Origin of the sequence: Acinetobacter sp. YH12137 (genome assembly GCF_013418535.1) — a bacterium.
GTDB lineage: Bacteria > Pseudomonadota > Gammaproteobacteria > Pseudomonadales > Moraxellaceae > Acinetobacter.
On the sequence record NZ_VPBW01000002.1, the window covers coordinates 1 to 24,844 of the forward strand.

Sequence of the window (24,844 nt, forward strand, 5' to 3'; positions counted from 1 at the left end):
ATGGCAAAGAATTTTCCGAACACAAAAGAATTACTGATGCTGGCATAGAGACGTATTTTGCTGATCCTTACAAGTCTATTCAGCGAGCTAGAAATGAAAATACGAATGGTTTAATCCGTCAATATCTACCAAAATCATCATCGTTTGATGGCGTGTCAAACGAACAAATAGAGCAGATAGAATTTGCACTCAACCATCGTCCTAGAAAAACACTAGGTTGGTATACACCGAGTGAAGTTATGGCTGGTTTTTATACTGTTGCACTTGCCGCTTGAATCCGCCATTTAATAAATAAATTTATTGTAAAAAAAAGCCCACTAAATATGGGCCTATCTCTAATTTTAATGTTACTCCCTGAAAGGGTCACTTTTCCATGACCTAATCTCAGCAAAAACTAGAAGGGTAATGATGGTAAATAAGACACCAATTCCCAGAAAAAAAACATCTTTAGCTAAACCAGCTAGACTAAACGTGATTAAACTAGTAATAGAAGATATAAATAGCAAAAAAAACATAAAAATACGTTTCATTTAACAATAACCTGTTAAAATGGATGATAAATCACATAAATATTATATGTTATAAATGCTGTGATAGATAATAATAAAATTCATTTAATTATTTTATGTGAACTATAAGTTTAAGTAATAATTTTTTAATCTAAATAATTTATATTTGTGATCTTTTATTTCAGTAAAAGTATATATTTATGCTTTTGAATTTATGTATTTAATTTCATTAGATCTCTTTCATAAATCAAAAAACGATCTTCTTTTTGGTTAATATTTGCACTCCGGATTTCTTAGCATTCGTGCATAATCTGCGGATGAAATACATCGATTCAAACAAGCTTTCTGATCCTCAGTTCAAGCGATACACAGGCATCTCATGGTCAACTTTCTATTTGATGGTTGAGCAATTGAAGAAACATGTCCCTGCCAAAGGCAGACCGCCCAAGTTAAGCCTGGAGGATCAGGTTCTGCTCTGTCTGAGCTATTGGCGGGAATACCGAACCTTATTTCACGTTGCGACGAGTTACGGGGTTTCAGAGCCCACAGCCTCAAGAATTGTCCGTCATGTTGAAGACTGCCTGATTCGGTCCAATCTGTTTAATTTACCCAAAGATTTACCCGAGGGCGAAGGCATCGACTGGAATGTTGTAATCGTGGATGCCACGGAAATTCCAATCCAAAGGCCTAAAAAAACAGAAGAAAAGCTATAGCGGCAAGAAAAAGACCCACACTTTCAAAGTACAGGCCATCATTCATTATCAAACTCAAAAAATCCTGAGTTTATGTACGAGTCGTGGTGCCGTACATGATTTCGAACTCTTCAAACGTAACTTGAATCAGATTCCTGCAGGTGCATTTATCCTTGCGGATAAGGGTTATCAGGGAATTTATACAGTGTATCCAAATAGCTTGTTGCCATTAAAAGCAAAGAAGCGCTGTAAACTGGATTCCGAACTAAAAATCTATAATCAGGAAATCAATAAAAGAAGAATTGGAATTGAGCATGTATTTGGCAGTTTGAAAACCTTCAAAATTCTTGCTGAGCGATATCGCAATCGAGGCAAAAGACTAGCATTAAGATTCAATCTAATTGCTGGAATTTATAACTTGGAGCTGAGTGAAAAATGACTTATGAAAGAAATCTAATGTAAACAAGTTTTCCATCATGTTAGGTTTTTTAAATTAATAAAAATATAATTTGTACTTTTGACATACTTATAATTACTGGTGGTGAATGAGTATTAGTAACTCCCTAAGAATAATCCTTTAATCCCATCATTTTTCTTTCAAAATCCCATCATTTAGAAGTACTCATAGGTTAAGGAATAGATATCCTTGTTAGAAATATCTAAACTAGCGATATGCTGTAGTGCTCCTGTTTTTGTCCTAGCAAAACTGTCCGCTTCATCCAAATACTGAAATATGAGTTCTCTAAGGGTTTTGTGCTTAAGTTGCATCTCAGGGTTCAATATTTTTTCAGGGTGCAATTCAATCTCGGCTTCCGTGCGTTTGATTCATTCCTCAGCCAATGATTTTTTGCTGAACGTTTTGGATTGCTTAAATTCAGGGTAGCCTTGACGTTATATACGGATCTGAGCTCTATACCGAGTTGTACCGTCTTTTGTTTGTCGCTTAGTGACCATGCCCATGAATTTGCACCATAAAAATGTAGTGGTGCAAATAGGTTGCAAATAAAGAGCGTTAAAAGTCAATACGGAGCGACTAAACGAAGTTAAATGAGGTTAAAGATTTTGAGTAAAAATAATGTAATTTCAGAATTGTTTGATAGGTCAATAGATAAGAAACTTTGGGTCGCTCCCATGGCAGGTGTCACCGATCGTCCATTTAGAACCTTATGCAAGTACTTCGGTGCGGGTCATGCAGTCAGTGAAATGATGACTTCTGACAAGACCTTGCGCATGAGTAAAAAAAGCTTATATCGGGCGAATTTTGATGGTGAGCTGGCACCAATTTCAGCGCAGATTGCCGGTTCTGATCCGCATGACTTAGCTGAGGCAGCGCGTTATCAGGTTGCAAATGGGGCACAAATTGTTGATATTAATATGGGTTGTCCAGCAAAGAAAGTCTGTAATAAGCTGGCCGGTTCTGCCTTGTTAAAGGATGAAGATCTGGTTGCACGTATTTTAGATGCAGTCATTGCTGCAGTTGATGTTCCTGTGACTTTAAAAACCCGTTTGGGCTATCTCAACGGTCATGAAAATATTCTGCGAGTTGCAAAACGTGCTGAAGACGCGGGGATTGCAGCGCTGGCATTACATGGCCGTACTCGTGAAGACATGTACCTCAATACGGCACGCTATTCTTTAATTAAGGAAGTGAAAGGAATGCTGAATATTCCCGTGATTGCGAACGGAGATATTGATAGCCCTGAGAAAGCTAAATATGTACTGGACTATACAGGTGCGGATGCCATTATGATCGGCCGTGCAGCACAAGGTCGCCCCTGGATTTTTCGTGAAATTGCACACTATTTAAAAACCGGAGAGCATCTGGCTGCGCCAAGTATTGCTGAAGTGAAAGATGTGCTACTAGGGCATTTATCCGAGCTTTATGAGTTTTATGGTGAATATTCAGGTTGCCGTATTTCGCGTAAGCATATTGCCTGGTATACCAAAGGTCTACGTTCCAGTAATGAATTCCGTCAAAATATGTATCAGGTAGAAAACACTGCCGATCAATATAAAGTGGTGGAAAACTATTTTAATGGATTACTGGAACATGGACATATCATGAGCGATGTACAGGTGAATCAGGTGAATCTGCTAGAAACCAAATAAAAAGAGAGATTTCCTAGTTCTTCTAAAAGGTACTGTAGTAAATACAGTACCTTTTTTATCTTATAGCTAAAATTTTATATGCTTCCGTTACATTAAAGACTGTAGTGAACATAGCCGCATATTAAGTTCACTGAAACTGGACAGGATATGGACATTGTTTACGTGAAATTGCTCTAAGCTGAATTTCTAGCATGGCAAGATGTTTATTCAATCTTGTTCATTCTCATGATCAAGGGAGATCTATAATGACAAATACCAATCGTCCAGTTACAGACTTTGGCAATAAAACCTCGACTGAATTACCAGAGGAACGTAGTGACGCATTAAATCAAGATGCAACAGATGCCAGTGCTCGACCAGATTTGAATTCACCTCAAAAAGATAATCCTCGTGTGCCAGATATGAATGAAGGTGAGGATAATGTACTTGCTACCAGTGCAGGTACTTTAGGCGGGGCAGCAGTTGGAGCGACTGCCGGTCTGGTAGGTGGTCCTCCAGGGGCAGTAGTAGGCGGTATCATTGGCGGTGTTGTAGGCGGTATTGCAGGGAATGATATTGCTTCACCTGATCATCCGAAACAGACGGATAACTACGAGCATCCAGAAAATCATCCAGAGGCAGATAATTATCAGCATCCGGACACGATTAAGCAGGAAGATGATTACTGGAGAACTGAGCATACCAACCGTCCGTATTATACGGAATCACGCACTACTTACAGCGATCTCGACTATGATCGTGACTATCGTGGTGCTTATCGGGTTGGTTATGAAAACCGTCCGCTATATGACCGTCAAACTGACTTCGAACATGCCGAACCTGAATTACGAACCAAATGGGAACAGGTAAAAGGTGAATCTCGTTTGAATTGGGAAGAAGCAAAATTTGCGATCAAAGATGCTTGGCATCGTATGACTCGTTAAAAGAACGATATAAAAAAAACCTCTCTTTGGAGAGGTTTTTTTATATTCTAAAATTAAATTTTGCTTTATTTTTGTTTCATTTCCAGCACTAACTGATTAATTAAATCAGAAGCTTCCATCTCACGAATTTGCGCCACATTTGAACCTGCCCAAAACGCGCCATAACCCTGATCACCATGTTTGGACGCTGCTGCATGTAACTGCTTGGCCAGATCATAAGTATATGGATAGGCAGGAACATCCAGACGATTAGGCGTGTCTACGTCTATGTGCCAGTGATTAATGATGCCACGCGCTGGGCGGCCGGAAATGCTGGCACTAACTTGAGTCAGCGGCTTGGACAGTAGCGCTTTACGATAGGCGTCATTGGCATTGGAAGATTTGCATTGAACAAATGCCGTGCCTAATTGTACTGCTTCAGCGCCAAAGTCCATCATCTGACGGGCTTGTTCACCATTCATAATTCCGCCTGCAGCAACCACTGGCAGTGAAAAATGCTGTTTTATTAACTTCACTAGATTAGAGGTTTTGACTGAGGCATCAAACTTGGTACTAAAGATACCCCGGTGACCTCCAGCCTCAATGCCTTGAGCAATGATGATATCAATCCCTGCCGCTTGAATGGCTTTGGCCTCAGCAAAATTGGTGGCAGATACCATCGTCAGAATACCGGCATCTTTTAAGGCCTGAACCTGATGCGGGAGAGGAATGCCAAAATGAAAGCTGACCGCACATGGTCTGGTTTCTAGAACCAGATTCAAGAAATCATCATTGTCTTTAAAACTTGGGTAAATACAGTTCAATTGAGTGGGTGGATTAATTCCGTATTCAGCAAATTTATCTTTAAACTGGTCAATCCAGGCTTGGGCTACGTTTTCATCAAGAGGCTGACTGTCATGACAGAAAAAGTTAACCTGAAACGGACAATCTGTAAGTTCCTGAGTTTTTAAAATCTGCTGGCGCGCAGACTCTACGCTGCTGGCTCCCAAGCCCAGCGAACCCAGACCACCCTGATTTGAAACTTCCGCTGCCAGTTCAGGTGTCGAAACGCCTGCCATAGGGGCCAAGAAAATAGGATGTTTTATTCCGAGTTTTTCTAATAAAGACATAGATTTGCTCCCTGTTACTCTATCTACTTTGCCTATAGCCGCAAAATTAAGCAAATCATATTGGTTATTTTATTTTGAAATAATGCTGTATGGATAACGGTTTAATTACATTTCTTACGACATGAGATGTCGCCACAAAGACTGGAAAGCTATAGTGTATAGCGGGGAAAATTTATAATAGGTTTTTAGCCAACAACTTGCTGAAATCATGTCTGAACGTATCCGAGAAAAACTACAAATTTTAGCTGATGCTGCCAAATATGATGTGTCCTGTTCATCGAGTGGCAGTAACCGTAAAAATAAAGACAAAGGCTTGGGCAATACCGGAAATGGAATCTGTCATAGCTATACCGAAGATGGTCGCTGTGTCTCATTACTGAAAATACTGTTTTCAAATGTCTGCATTTTTGACTGTGCCTATTGTGTCTCTCGTCGTTCCAATGACGTAAAACGTGCTGCATTTACCGTGCAGGAAGTGGTCGATCTGACCATGAATTTTTATCGCCGTAATTATATTGAAGGGCTGTTTTTAAGTTCGGGAATTTTTAAATCAGCAGATTACACCATGGAGCGGATGTTGCAGGTGGTGAAAAAGCTGCGTCTTGAAGAAAATTTTAATGGTTATATTCATCTCAAAACCATTCCCGGAGCATCGCAGGAGATCATTACTGAAGCGGGTTTATATGTCGACCGGATGAGTATCAACCTGGAAATGCCAACCGAAGCAGGCTTGCAAAAGTTTGCTCCAGAGAAAACCCATACAGAAGTGCAAAAAGATCTGGGAATTGTACGGGATCGCTTAATCCAGTTGAAAGATGAACGTAAGATCATCAAATCCGTTCCCAAATTTGTTCCCGCAGGACAGACCACGCAAATGGTGGTCGGTGCGCATAGTGAAACGGACAAAGATATTATTTTGATGGCTGATCGGCACTACAAGGAATTTAAGCTGAAACGCGTGTATTTTTCTGGCTATATTCCGATTAATCCCGAAGAAAAAGCCTTACCTGCAATCGGCTCAGCGCCACCCTTATTAAGAGAAAATCGTCTATATCAGTCTGACTGGCTGATGCGCTTTTATGGTTTTGAAGCAGATGAAATTGTGAATGACCAGCATCCAAATCTGGATCTGGATATTGATCCAAAACTGAGCTGGGCTTTACGCCATCCGGAGGCCTTCCCGGTTGATATTAACCGAGCCGACTACAAGATAATATTACGCGTGCCTGGCATTGGAGTACGTTCTGCCAAAAAGATTGTACAGGCACGCCGTTTTGGTCAGATTCATATCGATCAACTAAAACGGATGGGCGTGGCGTATAACCGGGCGCAGCATTTTATTCGCTGTGCAGATACACCGAAATTTAAAAAGGAGCAGCAATCCCAGCAGATTCGCCAGCAGATTTTACAAGCCGGTCAATCCAAATATCAGCAGCAACTGTCACCTCAACTGGGATTCGGTTTCTGATGGCACAGTACTGTTTTGATGGCACCATGACCGGTTTATTAAGCTGTGTATTTCGGGCTTTTGAGTTTAAAGAGTTTGATGTCAAAGTGACGGCCAATCCGCAGGCACAAAATGGCTTATTCGATGATTTTATTCATGTAGCTCCGAATGAAAGTCAGGGACAGCGGGTCTGGCAAGGCTTAAAACAGAAAGTATCATCCAGTAGTTTAAAAGCCTTTTATTATGCTTTTCTTTCTGAAAAAGAACAGGCATTTCAGAACCTGTTCGATTTTGCAGTTTATGTATTTCAAAATCAGCGGCCGGTTGATAAAGATTATGGCCATCATGCAGTCATCGGAATGTCACAATGGATGAAACAGGTCGGGCGTGAAAAGCATCGTATGGAAGCTTTTGTCCGCTTCAAAAAGGCCAAAGATGGATTGTTTCTCAGTCTGGTCAAACCGGATTTTAATGTACTGCCGATTATTTCCCGACATTTTAAGGAACGTTACCAAGACCAGCGTTGGCTAATTTATGATGAGCAGCGCCAGTACGGCATCTATTACGATTTAAATGATGTGCACCAGATAGAGATGAATGCAGAAATAGTTGATCCACAAATCCGGATTGGACATAGTCAGTCTTTTAGCATTGAACTGGATGATGAAGAAGTACTCTATGATCAGCTTTGGAAAGATTATTTTAAAAGCGTGAATATTCAGGCACGACAAAATATGAAGCTGCATATCCAGTATGTACCTAAACGCTACTGGCGTTATATGAATGAGAAAGTACTTTAAATAAAATCTTCGCCCAAGTTTAAGGCATAATGACAGCTAATATTTAGATCGAGTGTATAGATATGAAGGTATGGCTGGCATCATTAGCTATGGTAACTGGATTGGCTGCATGTTCAGCAGAGCAACAGAAAATAGCAGTAGATCCGGGTAAATATCAGGTTAAAAGTGCACAGGAATTACAGCAACGTTTTGATGATCTAAACAGTAAGTTGGCACAGGACTTTCAGCAATTTAAAAAAGTAGAAAGCATTGCCTTTTCTCATCAGTTGCCTTTGGATGTGAATAACCTGCAAACCTTGAATCAGCATCCTGTCAGCCGGACTGCGCTAAAATCCAGTAAAGTGGCCTATTGTGACATGATGAATGGTTATTTTGCTGAGATGTATCGCTTGGGGCATTATAATCTGAATCTGGTCGACGAAATTCAATTGCCTAAAGCCGAGAATGAAGACCTGAAATCCAATTTTGCATCTAGCGATCAGTTCTATACTTTTATTCTGGACCGTTATACGGCTTATCGTCAGGTTCAACAAACCATGAATTATGGTTGTAATCTAAAAGCTGCGTTGTAAGTATTAAGCTATAAAAAAGCCCATCGCAAAGATGGGCTTTTTTATTTAGCAACCAGTCAGTTTTTCTGGTTGAGGTTTCTCACCGGGGAAGAAAATTGGACGAAGTTTTACACCCAGACCATTTCCAAGGAATGCGAAGACCAGCCATAACCAGCCATGTACGCTGCCCGAAGCAATACCACTAAAATAGGCACCAATATTACAGCCATAAGCCAGACGAGCGCCGTAGCCAAGCATCAAACCGCCAATAACCGCAGCAACCAATGAACGTTTTGGAATATTGAAGTTCGGAGCAAATTTACCTGCCAGACTGGCAGCCAATAATGCACCAAGCATGATGCCAAAGTTCATCATAGACGTAATATCGAACCAGAGCGATTCAGATAAGGCTTTGGCATTGGCTGGTTGCTGCCAATACGCCCAAGAGGCTACATCAATTCCAACAAAACTTGCAGATTTCGCGGCCCAGACAGCAAGGGCAGAAGTAACTCCCCATGGACGACCAGCCAGCGCCAAAGTAGCAAAGTTAAGCAGGGTTAAAATGATTCCACCCCAGATTAATGGCCATGGACCACGCAAAAAGCGTTTCCAGCCCTGATGCTGGCTTTGAGGTTCAACTTCTAAATTGCCATGACGTTTCTTTTCAAAAAAGATAGTTGCAGTAGCAATAACAGCAAAAATGACAAAGCTCAAAACAAGTGCAGGAATGACACCAAAACTTTCTACAATGGAGATGGGTGCGAAATGGGGTAGGTTAAACCACCAGTCAATATGCGAAGTCGCAATCAGTGAGCCAGCACAGAAGAAGAACAGGGTTACCAGCATACGGGCACTACCACCACCAACGGTATAAAGTGTGCCTGATGCACAACCGCCACCGAGCTGCATGCCAATCCCGAAAATAAATGCCCCGATTACCACAGAAAGCGAAACTGGACTGACAAAGCCTTGAACTGGATTACCGAACAGTTCACCTGCGCCTAAAGCAGGAAAAAATAGCAAGACAGCAAGACCCAGCATGATCATTTGGGCACGTAAGCCACGACCACGACGTTCTTTAATAAAGACGCGCCAGCTGGAGGTGAAACCAAACGAGGCATGATACAAGGTCATACCCAGTGCACCACCCACCAGAAATAATAGAGCCTGGTTCAGGCCCACGATGTGATAGGCACCGACAGTTCCTAATACAAGTAAAATAAAAGCCACCCAGACCGAGAGATTCGATCGCTGGGAAGACGCAGCAATAACAAACATGGGAGATCAAGCTTTAAAAAATAAAGTCGCGTATATTACGCAATTTCTCACTAAAATGGGCTGATCTAGAATTTCTAAGAGCCAATTAAACATCCTGATAACTGATAATAATTATGAATTTAAATGATATAAGGTCGTGATTATTTCAAAAGATATCAGCTTAATTAGAACAATCACCTGCCTAATAGTGAAATGTATAAAAAGTTTAAAAGCCTGCAAAGCAGGCTTTTAAAGATCTAAAGCTTTAAAAATTAATTTTCAGCTTTCTCGCGTACTTTGCCTGCACCTTCTTCAATAGCACCGGCAGTTGCAGCAGTCGCGTTTTTAGCGGCTTCAGCAGTTGCATCTGCTGCTCGAGAAGTCGCAGCGGCGGCTTCATCAGCGGCACGGGAAGCATTTGCAGCCGCATTATCCATGGCTTGGTCAGTTTCCTGAGAAGCCTCATGAGTGGCATCTTCCATATCATGGCCTGCTTGAGTAGCAGCATTTTCTAAATGTTCGCCAGTTGTCGCACCTGTTTCAGGATTTTCTTTCTTATTACAACCCACTAAAGCAACGGTTGCAGCTAAACCCAAAGCAACAAGTAATTTATTCATCGTGTCATATCCTTTGTAGTTGTAAGGTCGAAAACAGTCTAGCGAGTATTTATTTGAATTTATGCTAATAATTAGATCAGAATTTGTTCGCTAAATGTAATTTTTATAAAGGCTTATACAATTTTTGCCAAATATAAATCGTCTGATTATTTGAATGTATTTTCTTACAACCCTTATATGGATTGCTTCTCACTGCTTATAAAGAATAAGTTTATCCGTTTTAATATGAGTTTTAGATGTAACAAAACACAACTATTTCCAGCTCAATTTTTGTCAGGCTAAAAGTAGAAGCCATAAAAAAGCCCGCATAAAGCGAGCTTTTAAAACTTGAAAACTTATAGACCAGCAGATGCTTTAAGTGCTTCGACTTTGTCAGTTTTTTCCCAAGTAAATGCAGTATCTGAACCTTCACGACCAAAGTGACCATAAGCCGCAGTCTGTTTATACATTGGCTGGATCAGGTTCAACATACGGGTAATACCATATGGACGCAGGTCAAAGTGCTCACGAACCAATTGAACGATCAATTCATCAGACACTTTGCCTGTATTGAAAGTATTGATTGAAATTGAAGTTGGCTCGGCAACACCAATTGCATAAGACACCTGAATTTCACATTTATCAGCAAGACCCGCAGCGACAATGTTTTTCGCAACATAACGGCCTGCATAAGCAGCAGAACGGTCAACTTTTGATGGATCTTTACCAGAGAATGCACCACCGCCGTGACGTGCCATACCGCCGTAAGTATCTACAATGATTTTACGGCCAGTCAGACCACAGTCACCTACAGGACCACCGATCACAAACATCCCGGTCGGATTGATGTGGAATTTGGTGTCTGCATGGAACATGTCGGCAGGAATGATTTTTTTCACGATTTCTTCAATCACAGCTTCTTTTAAATGAGCTTGTGAAATTTCAGGATCGTGTTGAGTTGAAAGCACAACAGCATCTAGACGAACAGGCACGCCATTTTCATAAGCGAAAGTCACCTGGCTTTTTGCGTCTGGACGTAACCAAGGCAATGTACCGTTACGGCGTAATTCAGCCTGTTTTTCCATTAAGCGGTGCGCATAAGAAATTGGCGCAGGCATGAGTACATCAGTTTCACGGCTGGCATAACCAAACATCAAGCCCTGGTCGCCAGCACCTTGATCTTCAGGTTTCTGACGGTCTACACCCTGAGCAATTTCAGGAGACTGCTTACCGATCATGTTGATGATCGCACAGGTCGAACCATCAAAACCTAGGTCAGAATGATGATAACCAATACTGTTAACGGTATGGCGGACAACCGCTTCAAAATCGATGTTCGCAGTTGTTGTGATTTCACCGGCAAGTACAACCGCACCTGTTTTTACAAGCGTTTCACAAGCAACCCGTGCGTATGGGTCTTCTTTTAAGATTGCATCCAAGATAGCATCACTGATTTGGTCAGCCATTTTATCTGGATGGCCTTCGCTTACAGATTCCGAAGTAAATACAGCGTACTCGCGCATAGTCCTATCACAGTTAAATTTAAAGACCCGATATGTTACATCGACTTGTGCTCTAGGACTAGCGCAACTCGACAAAATTGCACGAAATTGTTTCAAATTATTGTGCTTTTATTTGATTATTGGAATTAAAAAAACTGATATGCCTAATTAAACAGCAGGCTAGATTCATTTAATAAACTTAATAAATAGTCTGTGAATTGATAAGAGACGCTAATTAAGCAGTGATATTTCCAAACAAATTTGCAGAACTAAATACTAAGAAAAATATAAAAATTAGAGTGTTTAAAATATTAAGGAAAGTGATCATTCTATTAATAACTTAAGGCGGGTGTATTGATCATACGACAGACAGCCTTGCTGCAAATAGTACGACTCTGCATAGTAGCTTCAAGCCTTCAGAAACCGCCTGTCAGGAAGTGGCGAAATCTTTTGGTATGGACTTGTTTAAAAGACTGTACGGAGATGGAAAAGCATGTATCAAAAGGCGTTTACCTTGATTGAAGTCATGATTGTATTCACAATTATTGCCATTCTGGCGACAGTAGCAGGCATGAGTTATCACAGTTATGTCGTGCGAAGCCAACTAGCAGAGGTTTTTGAGCAGGCAGGTAGCTATCGAACTCAATTTATTGCCTCTGATGGTCACTGTGATGCAGGCCGTCAAATTGGCAGCGGAACCCAATATATTGAAAAAGTCGTGATCAATGCAGCTTGCCGGATTGAATTTAAGCTACGGCAGGATGGGATAGATACGGCAATCCGTGGCAAATCCATCGCCTTTGATGTCTATGGCGGCAGTTGTTCTTCGAGCGATATCAGTCAGCGTTATTTACCTAAAGATTGCCGAGGACAATGATTTTCGTGGTATCGACTAGCCTGATTGAACTTCAACCTTTATCTTTTCATGTCTGATGATCTTGGGCAGACATTAGATATTCACATATGCATTTTTATGGACTGGAAAAAGATCACTTATTTAAGTCTGGATCTTCTGTTTTGACTCCTAGCTGGAGGTATCCTGAAGAGGAATTCAACATATTGTAAAAGTTTAATTTATAAAAAATAGTTAAGAATAATCCCAGATTTATCATCTTATTAGAATTTAACTTAGACTCTAGTCAATCAATGCACCTTAAAAGTGCAGAATATTTATCCGATAGGTAAATACAAGATCAATAAATTGATAAATATTGTAGGCTAGTCTTTACCCCTCGCTGTTTTTTTAAGACAATAGACGGCAGTTTTGAAAGTCTTTTCATCATTTCCTATTTCTTCTGAATTTATTTGGACGCTGATTTATGACAACCCCGCTTAATGAACGTCGTATTGCAAACGCAATTCGTGTATTGGCAATGGATGCTGTGCAAAAAGCAAACTCAGGACATCCAGGTGCTCCAATGGGGATGGCAGATATCGCTGATGTGGTTTGGCGCGAATTCTTAAACCATAACCCAACAAATCCGAATTGGGCTAACCGTGACCGTTTCGTATTGTCGAATGGCCATGGCTCTATGCTTCAATACGCACTTCTTCATTTAACGGGCTATGATCTTTCAATTGAAGATCTTAAAGCATTCCGTCAACTTCATTCTAAAACTCCAGGTCACCCAGAATTGGGCTATGCACCGGGTATTGAAACAACCACTGGCCCATTAGGCCAAGGTATCGCAAATGCTGTTGGTTTTGCACTGGCTGAAAAAACTTTAGCAGCGCAATTCAACAAGGAAGATATCAAAGTTGTAGATCACTACACTTACTGCTTCCTGGGCGATGGCTGCTTGATGGAAGGTGTTTCTCACGAAGCATGTTCTTTGGCAGGTACTTTAGGTCTGGGTAAGCTGATTGCTTACTATGATGACAACGGTATTTCGATTGACGGTGAAGTTGAAGGCTGGTTCTCTGACGATACAGAACAACGCTTCAAGTCTTATGGCTGGCAAGTGATCAAAGTTGACGGTCATGATGCTGATGCAATCCGTCAAGCCACTGTTGAAGCAAAAGCTGAAGTGAATAAACCAACCATCATCATGTGTAAAACAGTGATCGGTTTAGGTTCACCAAACAAACAGGGTAAAGAAGACTGTCACGGTGCACCTTTGGGTAATGACGAAATCGTATTGACTCGTGAAGCTTTAGGCTGGTCAGACGAAGCATTTGTCATTCCTGAGGATGTATACGCAGCTTGGGATGCCAAAGATAAAGGTTCACAAGCTGAAGCAGCATGGAATGAAACTTTTGCCGCTTATGCAGCAAAATATCCAACAGAAGCAGCTGAATTAAAACGTCGTCTTTCTGGTGATCTTCCAGCTGACTTTGTTGCAAAAGCGGATGCTTATATCGCTGAAGTAAATGCAAAAGAAGAAACCATTGCTACACGTAAAGCGAGCCAAAATACGTTACAAGCTCTTGTGCCTTCACTACCAGAAGTACTAGGCGGTTCTGCTGACCTTGCAGGTTCTAACCTGACACTTTGGAAAGGTGCACAAGGCGTACAGGACAATCCAGCAGGTAACTATGTTCACTACGGTGTACGTGAATTTGGTATGACTGCGATTGCCAATGGTGTTGCTCTTCACGGAGGTTTCATTCCTTACGTAGCAACATTCCTGATGTTTATGGAATATGCACGTAATGCAGTACGTATGTCTGCACTGATGAAACAACGCGTGATTCATGTCTACACTCACGATTCAATCGGTCTGGGTGAAGATGGTCCTACACACCAGCCAATCGAACAAATCGCATCTTTACGTGGTACACCAAACCTGAATACATGGCGTCCATGCGACACTGTTGAAGCAGCGATTTCCTGGAAATCTGCTTTGATGCGTTCAGAAGGCCCAACAGCGTTAATCTTCTCTCGTCAAAACCTGCCATTCCAAACGCGTACTCAAGCACAAATTGAGAATGTAGCGAAAGGTGGTTATGTTCTGGCTGAAGAAAAAGGCGAATTGAAAGCGATCATCATTGCGACTGGTTCTGAAGTTTCTCTTGCAATGGAAGCTTATGCACAGCTTCAAGGTGTACGTGTGGTATCTATGCCATGTGCTGAAGAGTTCGTGAAACAGGATGCTGCGTATCGTGAAGCGGTTCTTCCTTCAAATATTCGTGCACGTGTAGCGGTTGAAGCTGCACATGTAGATTACTGGTGGAAATTTGTAGGTCTGGATGGTCGTGTGATCGGCATGACCACTTATGGCGAATCTGCACCTGCTAAAGACCTGTTTAAACACTTCGGCATTACAACTGAAGCTGTTGTAGCAGCTGTAAAAGAGATTACTGCTTAATCAACTGATTAAGTCGTTTTTTAAGGGCGCCCCAGTTTTGGGGCGTCTTTTGTTTTTCCGCTTTCTAGCCTTGTTTTCATGTGGCAACCGCTAAAAAGTGTTCTCCCATAATTGAAATGAAAGAGTGAGATAAACATGAGCTTGTATGAACAAATTAGTGATGAAATTACTTTAATGGATGCAGGCGAGCAGAAATGGATCGGGCAGGATCTACCCCTTGAAGCAATGGTTGCGGTTGAGCTATTACTTCAGGAAATGGCTGAAGAAAAAATCATTAAAGTACGTCGTAAGAACCATGAAAAGCATTCTGGTTTGAAACAGGTGGATCGTATTCTGGTTGAAAAACTTTAACAGAAAATACTAAAAGTCCCTGAATGGGGCTTTTTTTATGTCGGATGATTTCCTCTGACAGTTGCTTATGAACATTAGATGAGATAAATCTAAGTTCGTGCCATCATAAAAACCTAATGACTCATATCGTAAATAATTGACTTAAAGATAATTAAAGACATAAACCAAAGAAGTTACTCAATATGGAAATATCATCCCAGATCCAGATCAAATCTCTAGAGCAAATATCACAGCCGGAATGGCTGTTTTTATGGAAAGGCTATCAAACCTTTTATGAGGCGCAAATTTCAGAAAAAATCAGTGAAAATACCTGGGCCAAGCTCACTAGTCCTGGACAGGACAATATGTATGGTTTTGCTGCACTGATTGATGGAAAAGTAGTCGGGCTAGTTCATGTGGTTGAGCATGACAGTAGCTGGACCATGCGTCCTTATGCCTATTTGCAGGATTTATTTGTTCATCCGGATTATCGCGGGCAGGGCATAGCACGTGTACTGATTCAGCATATCTATGATGTAGCAAAGCAGCGTAATTGTGATCGGGTGTACTGGCTGACCCATGAATCGAACCATAAAGCCAGATTGCTCTATGATAAAGTGGCCAAAAAAACCGGATTTATCCAGTATCGTATGTCTTAAATGCTTAGATTTACACGAGAATTTACAATTTTATCGTTTCATAGTTGCAACAAAACGTTTTATCTTTAGGGATGTAAACGGTTCAAGATTCTATAAACTGAAGTTAATTCAGACGAGAGATAACAACATGAATTTGAAAACATTAACTTTAGGCTTGGTAGCCGCATCTATTGCAACTTTTAGCTTTGCAAAACCGGTGACTTATACAATTGATCCGAGTCATACTGCGACGGTATTTAGCTGGAACCATTTTGGGTTTTCTACGCCATCAGGCAATTTCTCTGATATTCAGGGTAAAATTGTGGTCGACAATGAACAGCCAGCAAAATCTTCTGTAGATGTGACCATTCCAGTTTCTAGTATTAATACCAACGTAACTGCACTGGATGACCATTTAAAGAAAGAAGATTTCTTTGATGCAGCCAAATATCCAAATATTACGTTCAAAAGTACTAAGGTAGAAACCAAGGACAAAAAGAACTTCAAGATTACCGGTAATTTAACCGTTAAAGGCGTGTCCAAACCAGTGGTATTGGATGCCGTGTTAAATAAACAGGGTGAACATCCAATGGCAAAAGTTCCGGCAATTGGTTTCAATGCCACAACATCATTTGACCGTTCTGCATTCGGCTTAGGCGCGAATGTTCCGCATGTGAGTGACAAGATTACTGTTCAGATCACCACTGAAGCGACCATTCCTACAGAACCTGCAAAGAAATAAGATTTATTTCCATTCTGCATAAAAATAAAAAAGCACCTTTATAAAGGTGCTTTTTTATTGGGCCAATAGATGAATTATGAAACAGAATCGGCATCTATCTAAACTAAAAAATCTTAGCTATGATTCCATTAATCTATTTTGCAAACTTTTAATTATAAATATTTATCCAGTACCTTTGCTCAAGATACTATTTTTAACTGAGTCAGATATTGCTCTAGGACAGCTTTAGAAGTGCCTTCCAGTACAGGTGCAAATTGAAGATTGGCTGCCCGAAGAACTGGGATATTAATTTTAGCTTGACGTAATTCAGAGGTATGACCAACTAGCCACTTTTCCAGGCTATCGCCAGCGACTTCAGGATGAAATTGCAGAGCCAGAATATTTGATCCTATCCGGAAAGCCTGATTTGGATAGAGATTGGAACTGGCTAATAATTCAGCCTGTTTAGGCAGATCAAAAGTATCGCCATGCCAATGTAGCACTTCAATATTTTCCAAGGCTTGTAGTGGATTATTCTCAGTGGCTGGAAGACTAAGTTTAGACCAGCCAATTTCTTTGCTATGTCCTGCATAGACTTTAGCACCGAGTGCATGAGCCATGAGTTGAGCACCCAGACAAATACCTAAAGTGGGTAAATTCTTTTCTAAACGCACTTTAAGTAAGTCTATTTCTTGTTGTAAGAAAGGGTAGTCCTCCGTTTCATAAACACCAATTGGACCCCCTAAAATAATTGTCAGACCTTTATATTCATACGCTTTACGCAGGTCATCAATACCGGCTTCAAAATAGCGAACACGTAATCCCAACTGATAAAATACATCTTCCCAGGCACCTAGGTCTTCAAAAGCCAGATGTTGAATGGCATATACGGTATCGGGGAAGTGATCAAGGTTCAGCATAGCAGTCAGGTCTAAATGGAAAATATTTATTTAACGTTATTCTGCAAAAAATTAGAAGTCTTTTTAATCCGGTGATTTAGCCTTAGGTAGGTGATTCATCCGAATCGGCAATCCTATGTAAGACTATAACTCCGCTTTGTATCAATATGCAGCGATATTTTCCTTTTCTATAAAAAAGGCGTTAGAGTAGAAAGCAGTGGATAATCATAAGAGGCAGGATAAAAAATGCACAATATCTGCTTATATGTCGATAAAAAACGTATCAGTCCTTATACCATGTCGGTTTATGTGGCTCTAAAAGAGAAAGGACTCAACTTTCAGGAAAAAATGATCGATCTGGATCTGCTGGAACAGCAATCTTTAGCTTATCGTAAAATTTGTCCGAGTGGCAAAGTCCCTTGTCTGATCATTGATGATTTTCATTTATTTGAATCGTGGGCGATTACTGAATACCTGGAAGATGCTTTTCCGGCACCGGATTATCGTGCTTTATATCCTGCAGAGATGAAAGCCAGAGCAAAATGTCGCGCCGTTCAGGCTTTGATTAAAACTGATTTTTCCTCTATCCGGCAGGATATGCTTTCAACTTCGATCTTTGTTCCACCTAAAAGGCCTTTAATCGCATCGGCTGAAACCATGCAGGATATTCAGCGCTTACTGGCAATCACAGAAATTTTAGTTGAAGAGTTGTGGCTCACCGAACAATGGTCAATTGCAGACTTTGATCTAGCCTTTATGCTGCATCGTCTGCTTAGTCATGATGTTGAGCTTCCCGAAAAGATTCAGGCCTATATCCAGCGTAATTTTCAGCGATCTTCAGTGCAGTCCTGGATTTTGGAAAATGAAAAATTGAGGACTCATGCTGAGTTTTGATTCTATGTCCGGTAGAGAGGTTAATTTAATAATTTAAGTACTAAGTTTGCTTAATGAATAGACATGGATATTTTAAAAGAGAGCCAAGTTATACAAAAAATTGCTTAAATATCAGCAGAGCAAGCGTAGTATAGAAAGTATAGGTAATAAGAAGTAGCTAAAACTTAGAATCAGATTCAAATGAAAAGGAGTATAAGGTGGGTGGATCACATCATCATGATCATAGTCATGTAGAAGTTAGTGCCAAGAATGCCAAAAAACTGTCCATCGCCTTAGCCCTAACGACAGCCTTTTTAATTGTAGAAGTTATTGCCGGTTTTATGACTCAGAGTCTGGCCTTGCTTTCTGATGCAGCACATATGTTTACCGATGCCGCTGCATTGGCGATTGCACTGGCTGCGATTAAGATCGGGCAAAAACCCGCAGATGATAAACGTACCTTTGGCTACCAGCGATTTGAAATTCTGGCAGCTTTGTTTAATGCGATTATGCTATTTCTGGTGGCGATGTATATCTTGTTCGAAGCTTACCAGCGCCTGAGCCATCCCCCTGAAATTGAAAGTCTGGGCATGTTGATTGTCGCCATACTTGGACTGGTCATTAACCTGATCTCCATGAAAATTCTGGTTTCTAGCAGTCAGGAAAGCTTGAATATTAAAGGGGCTTATCTGGAAGTACTGAGTGATGCACTAGGTTCGGTGGGTGTCATTATTGGCGCAATCATCATCTATTTCAGCGGTTGGATGTGGATTGACACCGTGATTGCGGTCATGATCGGATTCTGGGTCATTCCACGGACATGGATTTTATTGAAACAGAGCATCAATATTCTGCTGGAAGGAGTTCCCGATGAAATCGATATTGAAAAACTGCGCCATGACCTACTGGCGCTAGACGGTGTTAAAGATATTCATCAGCTAAAAGTCTGGGCGATTACTTCCAAGAAAGTCATGCTAACCGTGCATTTGGTTGCGCCAGACGTTGACTATAAAAAGTTGCATCAGGAGGCATTCGAGATGTTGCACCATGAACATCACATTACCGAGATGACATTACAAATTGAAGCAGAAGATTGTCCCCCGGAACAGCATCGGCAATCAGCCCACTCTCATGAGCATTCTAGGCATAAAGAAAGCCATCAACATAAAGTTTGAGGAATTTTGCTATCACCTATAATGTATTTTTAAACTTCGATCTTTTAATTTTAGCCTTTTAATAATGACACAATTACATCTTTATAACTGGGTGGCGCTTTCACGTAATCGCGCTCTCGCAGCATCTGATGCATTTTGGGCAGATTTTGATGTGGAACAGAGGCCATTAAATGATGTTCAATATGATAATTTACATGAATCGGTGCAACGAAAGCACGCGCTAGCCATCCTGCACGGGTGGTACGGGTATTAGTTAAAGCAGAATGGCTAGTTTCCAGACCAGCATGCTCAGCCATTGCCCGGATACGAATAAAGAGTGGGAAAGGAGTGATATAAGCTAACGGCCACAATAAATAAAGTTTCGGATGACCGCTGGCCCAAAGTGCAGAAAATAGGGCAGCATTAGAAATCAGCATGCCCGAGCTATTTTTTAACAGATTCTTTGCCAGTTCCAAGTTACTGCGATTACCACGAGGAATTGGTTTCGGATCATTGGAAACACTCCATTCCAGAAGTTCTAAATCCATCAAGACTCGGCCAGCCAGAAATTTTAGGCCGGATTGACCATTTAAATCTCTAAAGAATTTTCTAAATAATGATTGTTTAGTAATTGGAAAGTTTTTCACCAAACCTAAATCTGGATCATCAGGTTGAGAGGTGCGGGCATGATGTTTCAAATGATAAGGACGATATTTACCGACCTCATTCCAGATCGGACGGGCGCACAACCAGTCAGTGAAGTGTGTGTTTAGCCACTTGGTTTTAAACAGACTGTGGTGTGAGGCATCGTGCATTAAAATGGCCATAGCCAGCTGACGACCTGCCAGAATGGCTAATGCCAAGGCACATATCAATATTTTTCCCCAGACTGGTAAATATTCCCAGCTATAAGCGACTGTGCCAAAGGTCAAAACAATCACAGCCCAAGTTGAGCCTACTGCCAGAGCCCCCTGTAAGTCGGATGGGGTGGTCAGCTCTTTGATTTCTTCACGGCTAAATAGCTCTGTGACACTCACTTTACTGTTCATTATTCTGCCTTGATCTAGTTCTTGTATTTCTTGTCACTATATTTGAATTAAAATATTACAGTCAATTTATTTTTGTGATTGTATAGGAAATAAATTATACGCCTTGCTGCTGAAAATATTGCTGCCATAACTGCTGGCCTTGTTCTTCCATACGCCGTACAGCCAGTTCAAACTTTTGTCGGGCTGGAGCGTCTAGCCATTCTTCAGGCAATAGCGGATCTGCACGCAGACTAAATACAGCAGATTTTGCCAGATAAAAGGCAGTTTTAGCTGATTCAGCCAAGGATAACTGTTGATGGTTTTCAAACCATTGTTCAATTTCCTGACTGATATTCAAATAAGTTTGATGCAGGCCATGAATATCCCAAAGTGCAGATACATGAGTGTGCTGATCGATCTCGCTGACCTGAAAAAATCGTGCGCCTTGATCCAGACCAAACTTGACGGCTGCTGATTTAAGCTCATTCAAACCAAGTTGTAAATTATCCGGGCGGATAAACACATTCTGTTCCAGTTCCTGAAATCCATAATAACGCAGGGCTTTTTCCCGTTTAGATAAGGCCGTACGATCTACTCGCCCCAAAGCACCGGTATAAACCAGAATGTACTTACCATCCCAAGCCGTAGCGGTCTGCATATTGGGATGTTTGTTCAGGCTGATAAAAGAAGTATCAAATTTTTTTTCAATTAACTGATAAATGCCGCGTTCTACTGACTGAATGATCTGATCCTGATTGAGTCGTGCGACTGCAACCCGCAAGCTGTTGTCAGAGATTCCTAATAAATCTGCTGCACATAACATCTGTTTGATGCTAACAGTAGAGTTATGTGAGGCATAGAGCAGGTCTAGCACCAGATGTCGGGCATTCAGTTTATAAGTCATGAAACTAGATCGTGATTAGAAAATGAGAAATTGGAAACTTTTTGTACAATAGCATTTTGAATAGGAAGAACCAAAGAGGAATACGACTAAAGTGTTTGTATATTCAGGCAATTAATTTTAATTAAAGACAACGTATATGGATAAAAATGACTAGATAAGGTGTTGGTTTTCTACTGAGGCACAGTATTTCACAGTCAATAAGCTGGTCTAAGCAGCAAGTCAGCGAAAAAGACGTGAATCTGTTTTTATTCTTGATTATTTTTAATCCCAGCTCCCTAGGGAACTGGGATTACCTAAAAAATTAAAGTGAAGTGTTAGTTATAACTGCTTCAAAATTGGGTATATGAACAAGAAAAAGATTTCTTACTCACACAAATTACCCTACATATTCGGGTAATTCGGACCACCGCCACCTTCCGGTGTTACCCAGGTGATATTCTGAGATGGATCTTTGATGTCACAGGTCTTGCAGTGTACACAGTTCGCTGCATTGATCTGGAAGCGTTTTGAACCGTCATCATTTTCCATGATTTCGTAAACACCCGCCGGGCAGTAGCGCTGTGCAGGCTCATCCCATTTTGGTAAGTTGACATCTACTGGAATCGAAGCATCGGTCAGTTTTAAATGCGCAGGCTGGTTTTCTTCATGCACCGTGTTCGATACAAACACAGAAGACAGACGGTCAAACGTCAGCTTACCATCCGGTTTTGGATAGTTCGGCTTGAAGTTCACTGCATCAACCGTTTTTAGCGTGCTGAAGTCAGGAACCAGGTCATGCAGGGTGAATGGCACTTTGAATACGTTCTGGTCGATGAAGTTGAATGCACCACCCATCCATTGACCAAACTTGTGCATTGCCGGGCCAAAGTTACGCGCGCTGTACAGCTCTTCTTTTAACCAGCTGTTGTTGAACTTGTCTGTATAAGCAGTTAGCTCTTTTACGAAGAAGTCTTCGCCTTCAGTTACACGTGCAACGGCAAGGTCACCGCCTTTTTTTACACCGGCAGCAATCGCTTCAAATACCGCTTCACCACACAACATGCCGGATTTCATGGCAGTGTGTGAGCCTTTGATCTTGGCAAAGTTCAGGAAGCCGGCATCATCACCGATTAAAGAACCACCCGGGAAGGTGAATTTCGGCAGGGAGTTAAAACCACCTTTGGTTACGGCACGCGCACCATAAGAAATACGTTTACCGCCTTCCAGATACTGTTTGATCAGTGGATGGGTTTTCCAGCGCTGCATTTCCATGAATGGATACATGTGTGGATTTTCATAAGAAAGATCCACGATCATGCCTAATGTCACCTGGTTATTTTCAGCATGGTATAACCACCAGCCACCTGAAGAACCGGTTTCAGATAAAGGCCAGCCTGCACCATGCATTACCAGACCTGGTTTATGCTTGGCAGGATCAATTTCCCAAAGTTCTTTAATGCCGATCCCGTAGTGCTGTGGATCAGCATCTTTATCCAGATTGAATTTTTGGATCAGGCGTTTACCTAAATGACCGCGGCAGCCTTCAGCAAAGATGGTGTATTTGGCATGCAGCTCATAACCCGGCGCAAAGTTATGCGTCGGTTCGCCATCTTTACCAATACCCATGTCACCGGTTTGGATACCTTTCACCGTACCATCTTCATGATACAGAATTTCAGAAGCAGCAAAGCCCGGGAAGATCGATACTTCCAGCTCTTCGGCTTTCTGGCCTAACCAGCGCACCACGTTACCCAGTGAGATCACGTAGTTACCATCGTTATGCATAGTTTTAGGCACCATCCAGTGCGGTGCTTCTTGTGATTTTTCATCTGAAAGAAGGAAGAAAGTTTTGTCTTCTGTCACTGGTACATTTAAAGGTGCACCTTCTTCTTTCCAGTTCGGGAATAGTTCGTTCATGGCACGTGGTTCAAGCACAGCACCCGAAAGAATATGTGCACCGACTTCGGAGCCTTTTTCTACGACACAAACGGACAGATCATTTAAATTGTTTTCAATTGCAAGTTGACGGATCTTGATTGCAGCAGACAGGCCGGCAGGACCCGCACCTACGATCACAACGTCAAACTCCATCGATTCTCTAGAAATATCTTCCATAATAAGAAATCCTGTTTCGCTTAGCGGTATTTTACCACAGTGAAAAAGTTTTTAAATAGAAAGTTGGGAATTGATTATGAAAAAAGCCTCCTAGGAGGCTTTTTCTAAAACGGATTAAGATTTTTGAGGATCGTAGAGTTTTTCTTTGATGAACAGTGCAGGGAGCAGACCACAGATAAAGTATGCTGCACCCATGACCAGGAAGCCTAAACCGATCGAACCGCCAGTTGCCAGATAACCAATCGTAGCTGGCGCAATCGCTGCACCCAAGCGACCGACGTTATATGCACCACCAATTGCTGTACCACGTACATTGGTTGGGAAGCTTTCAGTCATATATGTTGCATTCACACCATATGGAATACCATATAGGAAACCGAAGATCACCAATAAGTATAGAATGTTGTCTGGTGAATTATAGAATACGATCAATGGCAGGAAGATCGCTGTACCAATTGCACCGAAGGCATAAGTAAAACGACGTCCGAATTTATCTGCCATTAAGCCTGCAAGGATTTTACCGAGAATCATCGCGGTATAAGTACCGACCATGTAGGCAGTCATTTCCTTGAACTTCATACCGAGTTCACTTTCAAGGTATGTCGGCATCCAGTTATTAACGCCATAGTAACCAAACTGAAGGAAACCAGCAGTTAAAGCCCATAAGATAAACATGTTGCGGTTTTTCTTATCCTGGAAAATCAGCTTCCAGGTCGACTCAGCAGGTTTGTCAGTCACTTCAACTTTTTTGAAGCGGTTTTCTTGCCATGCAGCTGGTTCTGGAACCATGATGTGCATCAGGATCGCCATTACGATTGGAATTGCAGCCACATAGAACAGCATGCGCCAGCCGTGATCTGGAATTAACCAGCCCGCAAGCAAGGTCGCAACGATATAGCCAACTGTCCAGCCAGCCTGTAATGTACCTAAAACAGTTGTACGATATTTAGTTGGTACGTACTCAGCCATTAAAGTATTCGATGCAATATACAAAGAACCCAATCCAAGAGAAGCGAAGAAACGTAATGCACCAAATTGAGCAAAGCTTTGGGTAAAACCAAGACCACAAGTCAATGCCGAAAATAAAAGGATTGAGACAACGACGGTACGTACACGACCGAATTTATCACAAGCCCACCCTCCGAATATACCTCCAACTGCCATACCTGCAAGGGTAAAGCTTCCGAGCATCCCAGCTTCCACAGAGGTTAGGCCAAATTCAGCTTTAATACTGTTTAAGCTGTAGGAAAGCAGCATTAAATCCGCACCATCGACCAGCAGGGCGAGGAATGCAAAGATAAATGCGATTTTCCAGGTATTTGGGCCAATTTTTGAAATTGTATTCGTTATAGCCATCATCCATTACCTATAAAAAAGGCCTGATCGCAAGGAGAGTTGAT

Annotated in this window: 24 protein-coding genes and 1 pseudogene; 15 read left to right on the forward strand and 10 right to left on the reverse strand. The window is 41.4% G+C overall.

What is annotated here, in order from left to right; all coding sequences use genetic code 11:
- The 3 genes from FTU72_RS01140 to FTU72_RS01150 all read left to right on the forward strand — a co-directional run.
- Window positions 1-275, forward strand: a 275-nt coding sequence (locus tag FTU72_RS01140) for an IS30 family transposase (protein WP_180031404.1), incomplete at its 5' end; no start/stop codon positions are given.
- 551 nt (window positions 276-826) lie between these two features.
- A complete protein-coding gene (locus tag FTU72_RS01145; protein ID WP_071851480.1) occupies window positions 827-1,222 on the forward strand; it encodes a transposase family protein in 396 nt (131 codons plus the stop codon).
- Window positions 1,170-1,640 carry a transposase family protein gene (locus FTU72_RS01150; protein ID WP_180012239.1) on the forward strand — a complete coding sequence of 157 codons (471 nt, stop codon included), beginning with the start codon at window positions 1,170-1,172 and terminating at the stop codon, window positions 1,638-1,640. The genes FTU72_RS01145 and FTU72_RS01150 overlap by 53 nt, the downstream gene beginning before the upstream one ends.
- A gap of 176 nt (window positions 1,641-1,816) precedes the next feature.
- On the opposite strand, the pseudogene FTU72_RS16500 reads toward FTU72_RS01150, so the two are convergent.
- Window positions 1,817-2,161 (reverse strand): annotated as a pseudogene (locus FTU72_RS16500) (site-specific integrase); the annotation flags it as partial.
- A 102-nt stretch (window positions 2,162-2,263) separates the two neighbouring features.
- On the opposite strand from FTU72_RS16500, the gene dusB reads away from it, so the two are divergent.
- Both dusB and FTU72_RS01160 read left to right on the forward strand, forming a co-directional pair.
- On the forward strand, window positions 2,264-3,310 hold the full coding sequence (gene dusB, locus FTU72_RS01155; RefSeq protein ID WP_179993370.1) for a tRNA dihydrouridine synthase DusB: 1,047 nt from the start codon (window positions 2,264-2,266) through the stop codon (window positions 3,308-3,310).
- A 245-nt stretch (window positions 3,311-3,555) separates the two neighbouring features.
- On the forward strand, window positions 3,556-4,233 hold the full coding sequence (locus FTU72_RS01160; protein ID WP_125279326.1) for a hypothetical protein: 678 nt from the start codon (window positions 3,556-3,558) through the stop codon (window positions 4,231-4,233).
- Window positions 4,234-4,298: 65 nt separating this feature from the next.
- On the opposite strand, the gene FTU72_RS01165 is transcribed toward FTU72_RS01160, so the two are convergent.
- Window positions 4,299-5,342 carry a nitronate monooxygenase family protein gene (locus FTU72_RS01165; protein ID WP_180012237.1) on the reverse strand — a complete coding sequence of 348 codons (1,044 nt, stop codon included), beginning with the start codon at window positions 5,340-5,342 and terminating at the stop codon, window positions 4,299-4,301.
- Between the two features lie 208 nt (window positions 5,343-5,550).
- Here FTU72_RS01165 and FTU72_RS01170 point away from each other — a divergent pair, with 208 nt between their 5' ends.
- The 3 genes from FTU72_RS01170 to FTU72_RS01180 all read left to right on the forward strand — a co-directional run bounded on the left by FTU72_RS01170 (window position 5,551) and on the right by FTU72_RS01180 (window position 8,161).
- Window positions 5,551-6,810, forward strand: a complete 1,260-nt coding sequence (locus FTU72_RS01170; protein WP_179993373.1) for a putative DNA modification/repair radical SAM protein — start codon at window positions 5,551-5,553, stop codon at window positions 6,808-6,810.
- Window positions 6,810-7,589, forward strand: a complete 780-nt coding sequence (locus FTU72_RS01175) for a TIGR03915 family putative DNA repair protein (RefSeq protein ID WP_179993374.1) — start codon at window positions 6,810-6,812, stop codon at window positions 7,587-7,589. Before FTU72_RS01170 ends, FTU72_RS01175 begins: the two co-directional genes overlap by 1 nt.
- Window positions 7,590-7,651: 62 nt before the next feature.
- Window positions 7,652-8,161, forward strand: a complete 510-nt coding sequence (locus tag FTU72_RS01180; protein ID WP_179993375.1) for a hypothetical protein — start codon at window positions 7,652-7,654, stop codon at window positions 8,159-8,161.
- Between the two features lie 45 nt (window positions 8,162-8,206).
- Here the strand turns inward: FTU72_RS01180 and FTU72_RS01185 are convergent, their stop codons facing one another.
- The 3 genes from FTU72_RS01185 to metK form a co-directional block, all read right to left on the reverse strand.
- On the reverse strand, window positions 8,207-9,418 hold the full coding sequence (locus FTU72_RS01185; RefSeq protein WP_034169960.1) for a YeeE/YedE family protein: 1,212 nt from the start codon (window positions 9,416-9,418) through the stop codon (window positions 8,207-8,209).
- Between the two features lie 251 nt (window positions 9,419-9,669).
- A complete protein-coding gene (locus FTU72_RS01190; RefSeq protein WP_004786283.1) occupies window positions 9,670-10,014 on the reverse strand; it encodes a hypothetical protein in 345 nt (114 codons plus the stop codon).
- A gap of 335 nt (window positions 10,015-10,349) precedes the next feature.
- Window positions 10,350-11,516 carry a methionine adenosyltransferase gene (metK, locus tag FTU72_RS01195; RefSeq protein ID WP_004786281.1) on the reverse strand — a complete coding sequence of 389 codons (1,167 nt, stop codon included), beginning with the start codon at window positions 11,514-11,516 and terminating at the stop codon, window positions 10,350-10,352.
- A 472-nt stretch (window positions 11,517-11,988) separates the two neighbouring features.
- On the opposite strand from metK, the gene FTU72_RS01200 reads away from it, so the two are divergent.
- The 5 genes from FTU72_RS01200 to FTU72_RS01220 all read left to right on the forward strand — a co-directional run bounded on the left by FTU72_RS01200 (window position 11,989) and on the right by FTU72_RS01220 (window position 16,513).
- The gene (locus FTU72_RS01200; protein WP_179993376.1) at window positions 11,989-12,372 is read left to right on the forward strand and encodes a prepilin-type N-terminal cleavage/methylation domain-containing protein; all 384 of its coding nucleotides are present in this window, start codon (window positions 11,989-11,991) and stop codon (window positions 12,370-12,372) included.
- Window positions 12,373-12,814: 442 nt separating this feature from the next.
- Complete coding sequence (gene tkt, locus FTU72_RS01205) at window positions 12,815-14,803, forward strand: transketolase (RefSeq protein WP_179993377.1); 1,989 nt, start codon at window positions 12,815-12,817, stop codon at window positions 14,801-14,803.
- A 135-nt stretch (window positions 14,804-14,938) separates the two neighbouring features.
- Window positions 14,939-15,154, forward strand: coding sequence for a hypothetical protein (locus tag FTU72_RS01210; protein ID WP_004786275.1), 216 nt, complete (start codon window positions 14,939-14,941; stop codon window positions 15,152-15,154).
- Window positions 15,155-15,336: 182 nt separating this feature from the next.
- Window positions 15,337-15,792 carry a GNAT family N-acetyltransferase gene (locus FTU72_RS01215; protein ID WP_179993378.1) on the forward strand — a complete coding sequence of 152 codons (456 nt, stop codon included), beginning with the start codon at window positions 15,337-15,339 and terminating at the stop codon, window positions 15,790-15,792.
- A gap of 127 nt (window positions 15,793-15,919) precedes the next feature.
- The gene (locus FTU72_RS01220) at window positions 15,920-16,513 is read left to right on the forward strand and encodes a YceI family protein (protein WP_179993379.1); all 594 of its coding nucleotides are present in this window, start codon (window positions 15,920-15,922) and stop codon (window positions 16,511-16,513) included.
- Window positions 16,514-16,692: 179 nt separating this feature from the next.
- On the opposite strand, the gene FTU72_RS01225 is transcribed toward FTU72_RS01220, so the two are convergent.
- A complete protein-coding gene (locus FTU72_RS01225; protein ID WP_179993380.1) occupies window positions 16,693-17,412 on the reverse strand; it encodes a glutamine amidotransferase in 720 nt (239 codons plus the stop codon).
- Window positions 17,413-17,637: 225 nt separating this feature from the next.
- Here FTU72_RS01225 and yfcF point away from each other — a divergent pair, with 225 nt between their 5' ends.
- Both yfcF and FTU72_RS01235 read left to right on the forward strand, forming a co-directional pair.
- On the forward strand, window positions 17,638-18,285 hold the full coding sequence (gene yfcF / locus FTU72_RS01230; RefSeq protein WP_179993381.1) for a glutathione transferase: 648 nt from the start codon (window positions 17,638-17,640) through the stop codon (window positions 18,283-18,285).
- 197 nt (window positions 18,286-18,482) lie between these two features.
- A complete protein-coding gene (locus FTU72_RS01235) occupies window positions 18,483-19,439 on the forward strand; it encodes a cation diffusion facilitator family transporter (RefSeq protein ID WP_180012235.1) in 957 nt (318 codons plus the stop codon).
- Window positions 19,440-19,489: 50 nt separating this feature from the next.
- Here the strand turns inward: FTU72_RS01235 and FTU72_RS01240 are convergent, their stop codons facing one another.
- The 4 genes from FTU72_RS01240 to FTU72_RS01255 form a co-directional block, all read right to left on the reverse strand.
- Window positions 19,490-20,467 (reverse strand): fatty acid desaturase family protein, encoded by a 978-nt coding sequence (locus tag FTU72_RS01240; protein WP_180012233.1) that lies wholly within the window; start codon window positions 20,465-20,467, stop codon window positions 19,490-19,492.
- Window positions 20,468-20,561: 94 nt separating this feature from the next.
- Window positions 20,562-21,350, reverse strand: a complete 789-nt coding sequence (locus FTU72_RS01245) for a PaaX family transcriptional regulator C-terminal domain-containing protein (protein ID WP_005235191.1) — start codon at window positions 21,348-21,350, stop codon at window positions 20,562-20,564.
- 381 nt (window positions 21,351-21,731) lie between these two features.
- Window positions 21,732-23,444, reverse strand: a complete 1,713-nt coding sequence (locus FTU72_RS01250) for an electron transfer flavoprotein-ubiquinone oxidoreductase (RefSeq protein WP_180012231.1) — start codon at window positions 23,442-23,444, stop codon at window positions 21,732-21,734.
- Window positions 23,445-23,558: 114 nt separating this feature from the next.
- Window positions 23,559-24,800 (reverse strand): MFS transporter, encoded by a 1,242-nt coding sequence (locus tag FTU72_RS01255; RefSeq protein WP_004786258.1) that lies wholly within the window; start codon window positions 24,798-24,800, stop codon window positions 23,559-23,561.
- Between the last annotated feature and the right edge of the window lie 44 nt (window positions 24,801-24,844).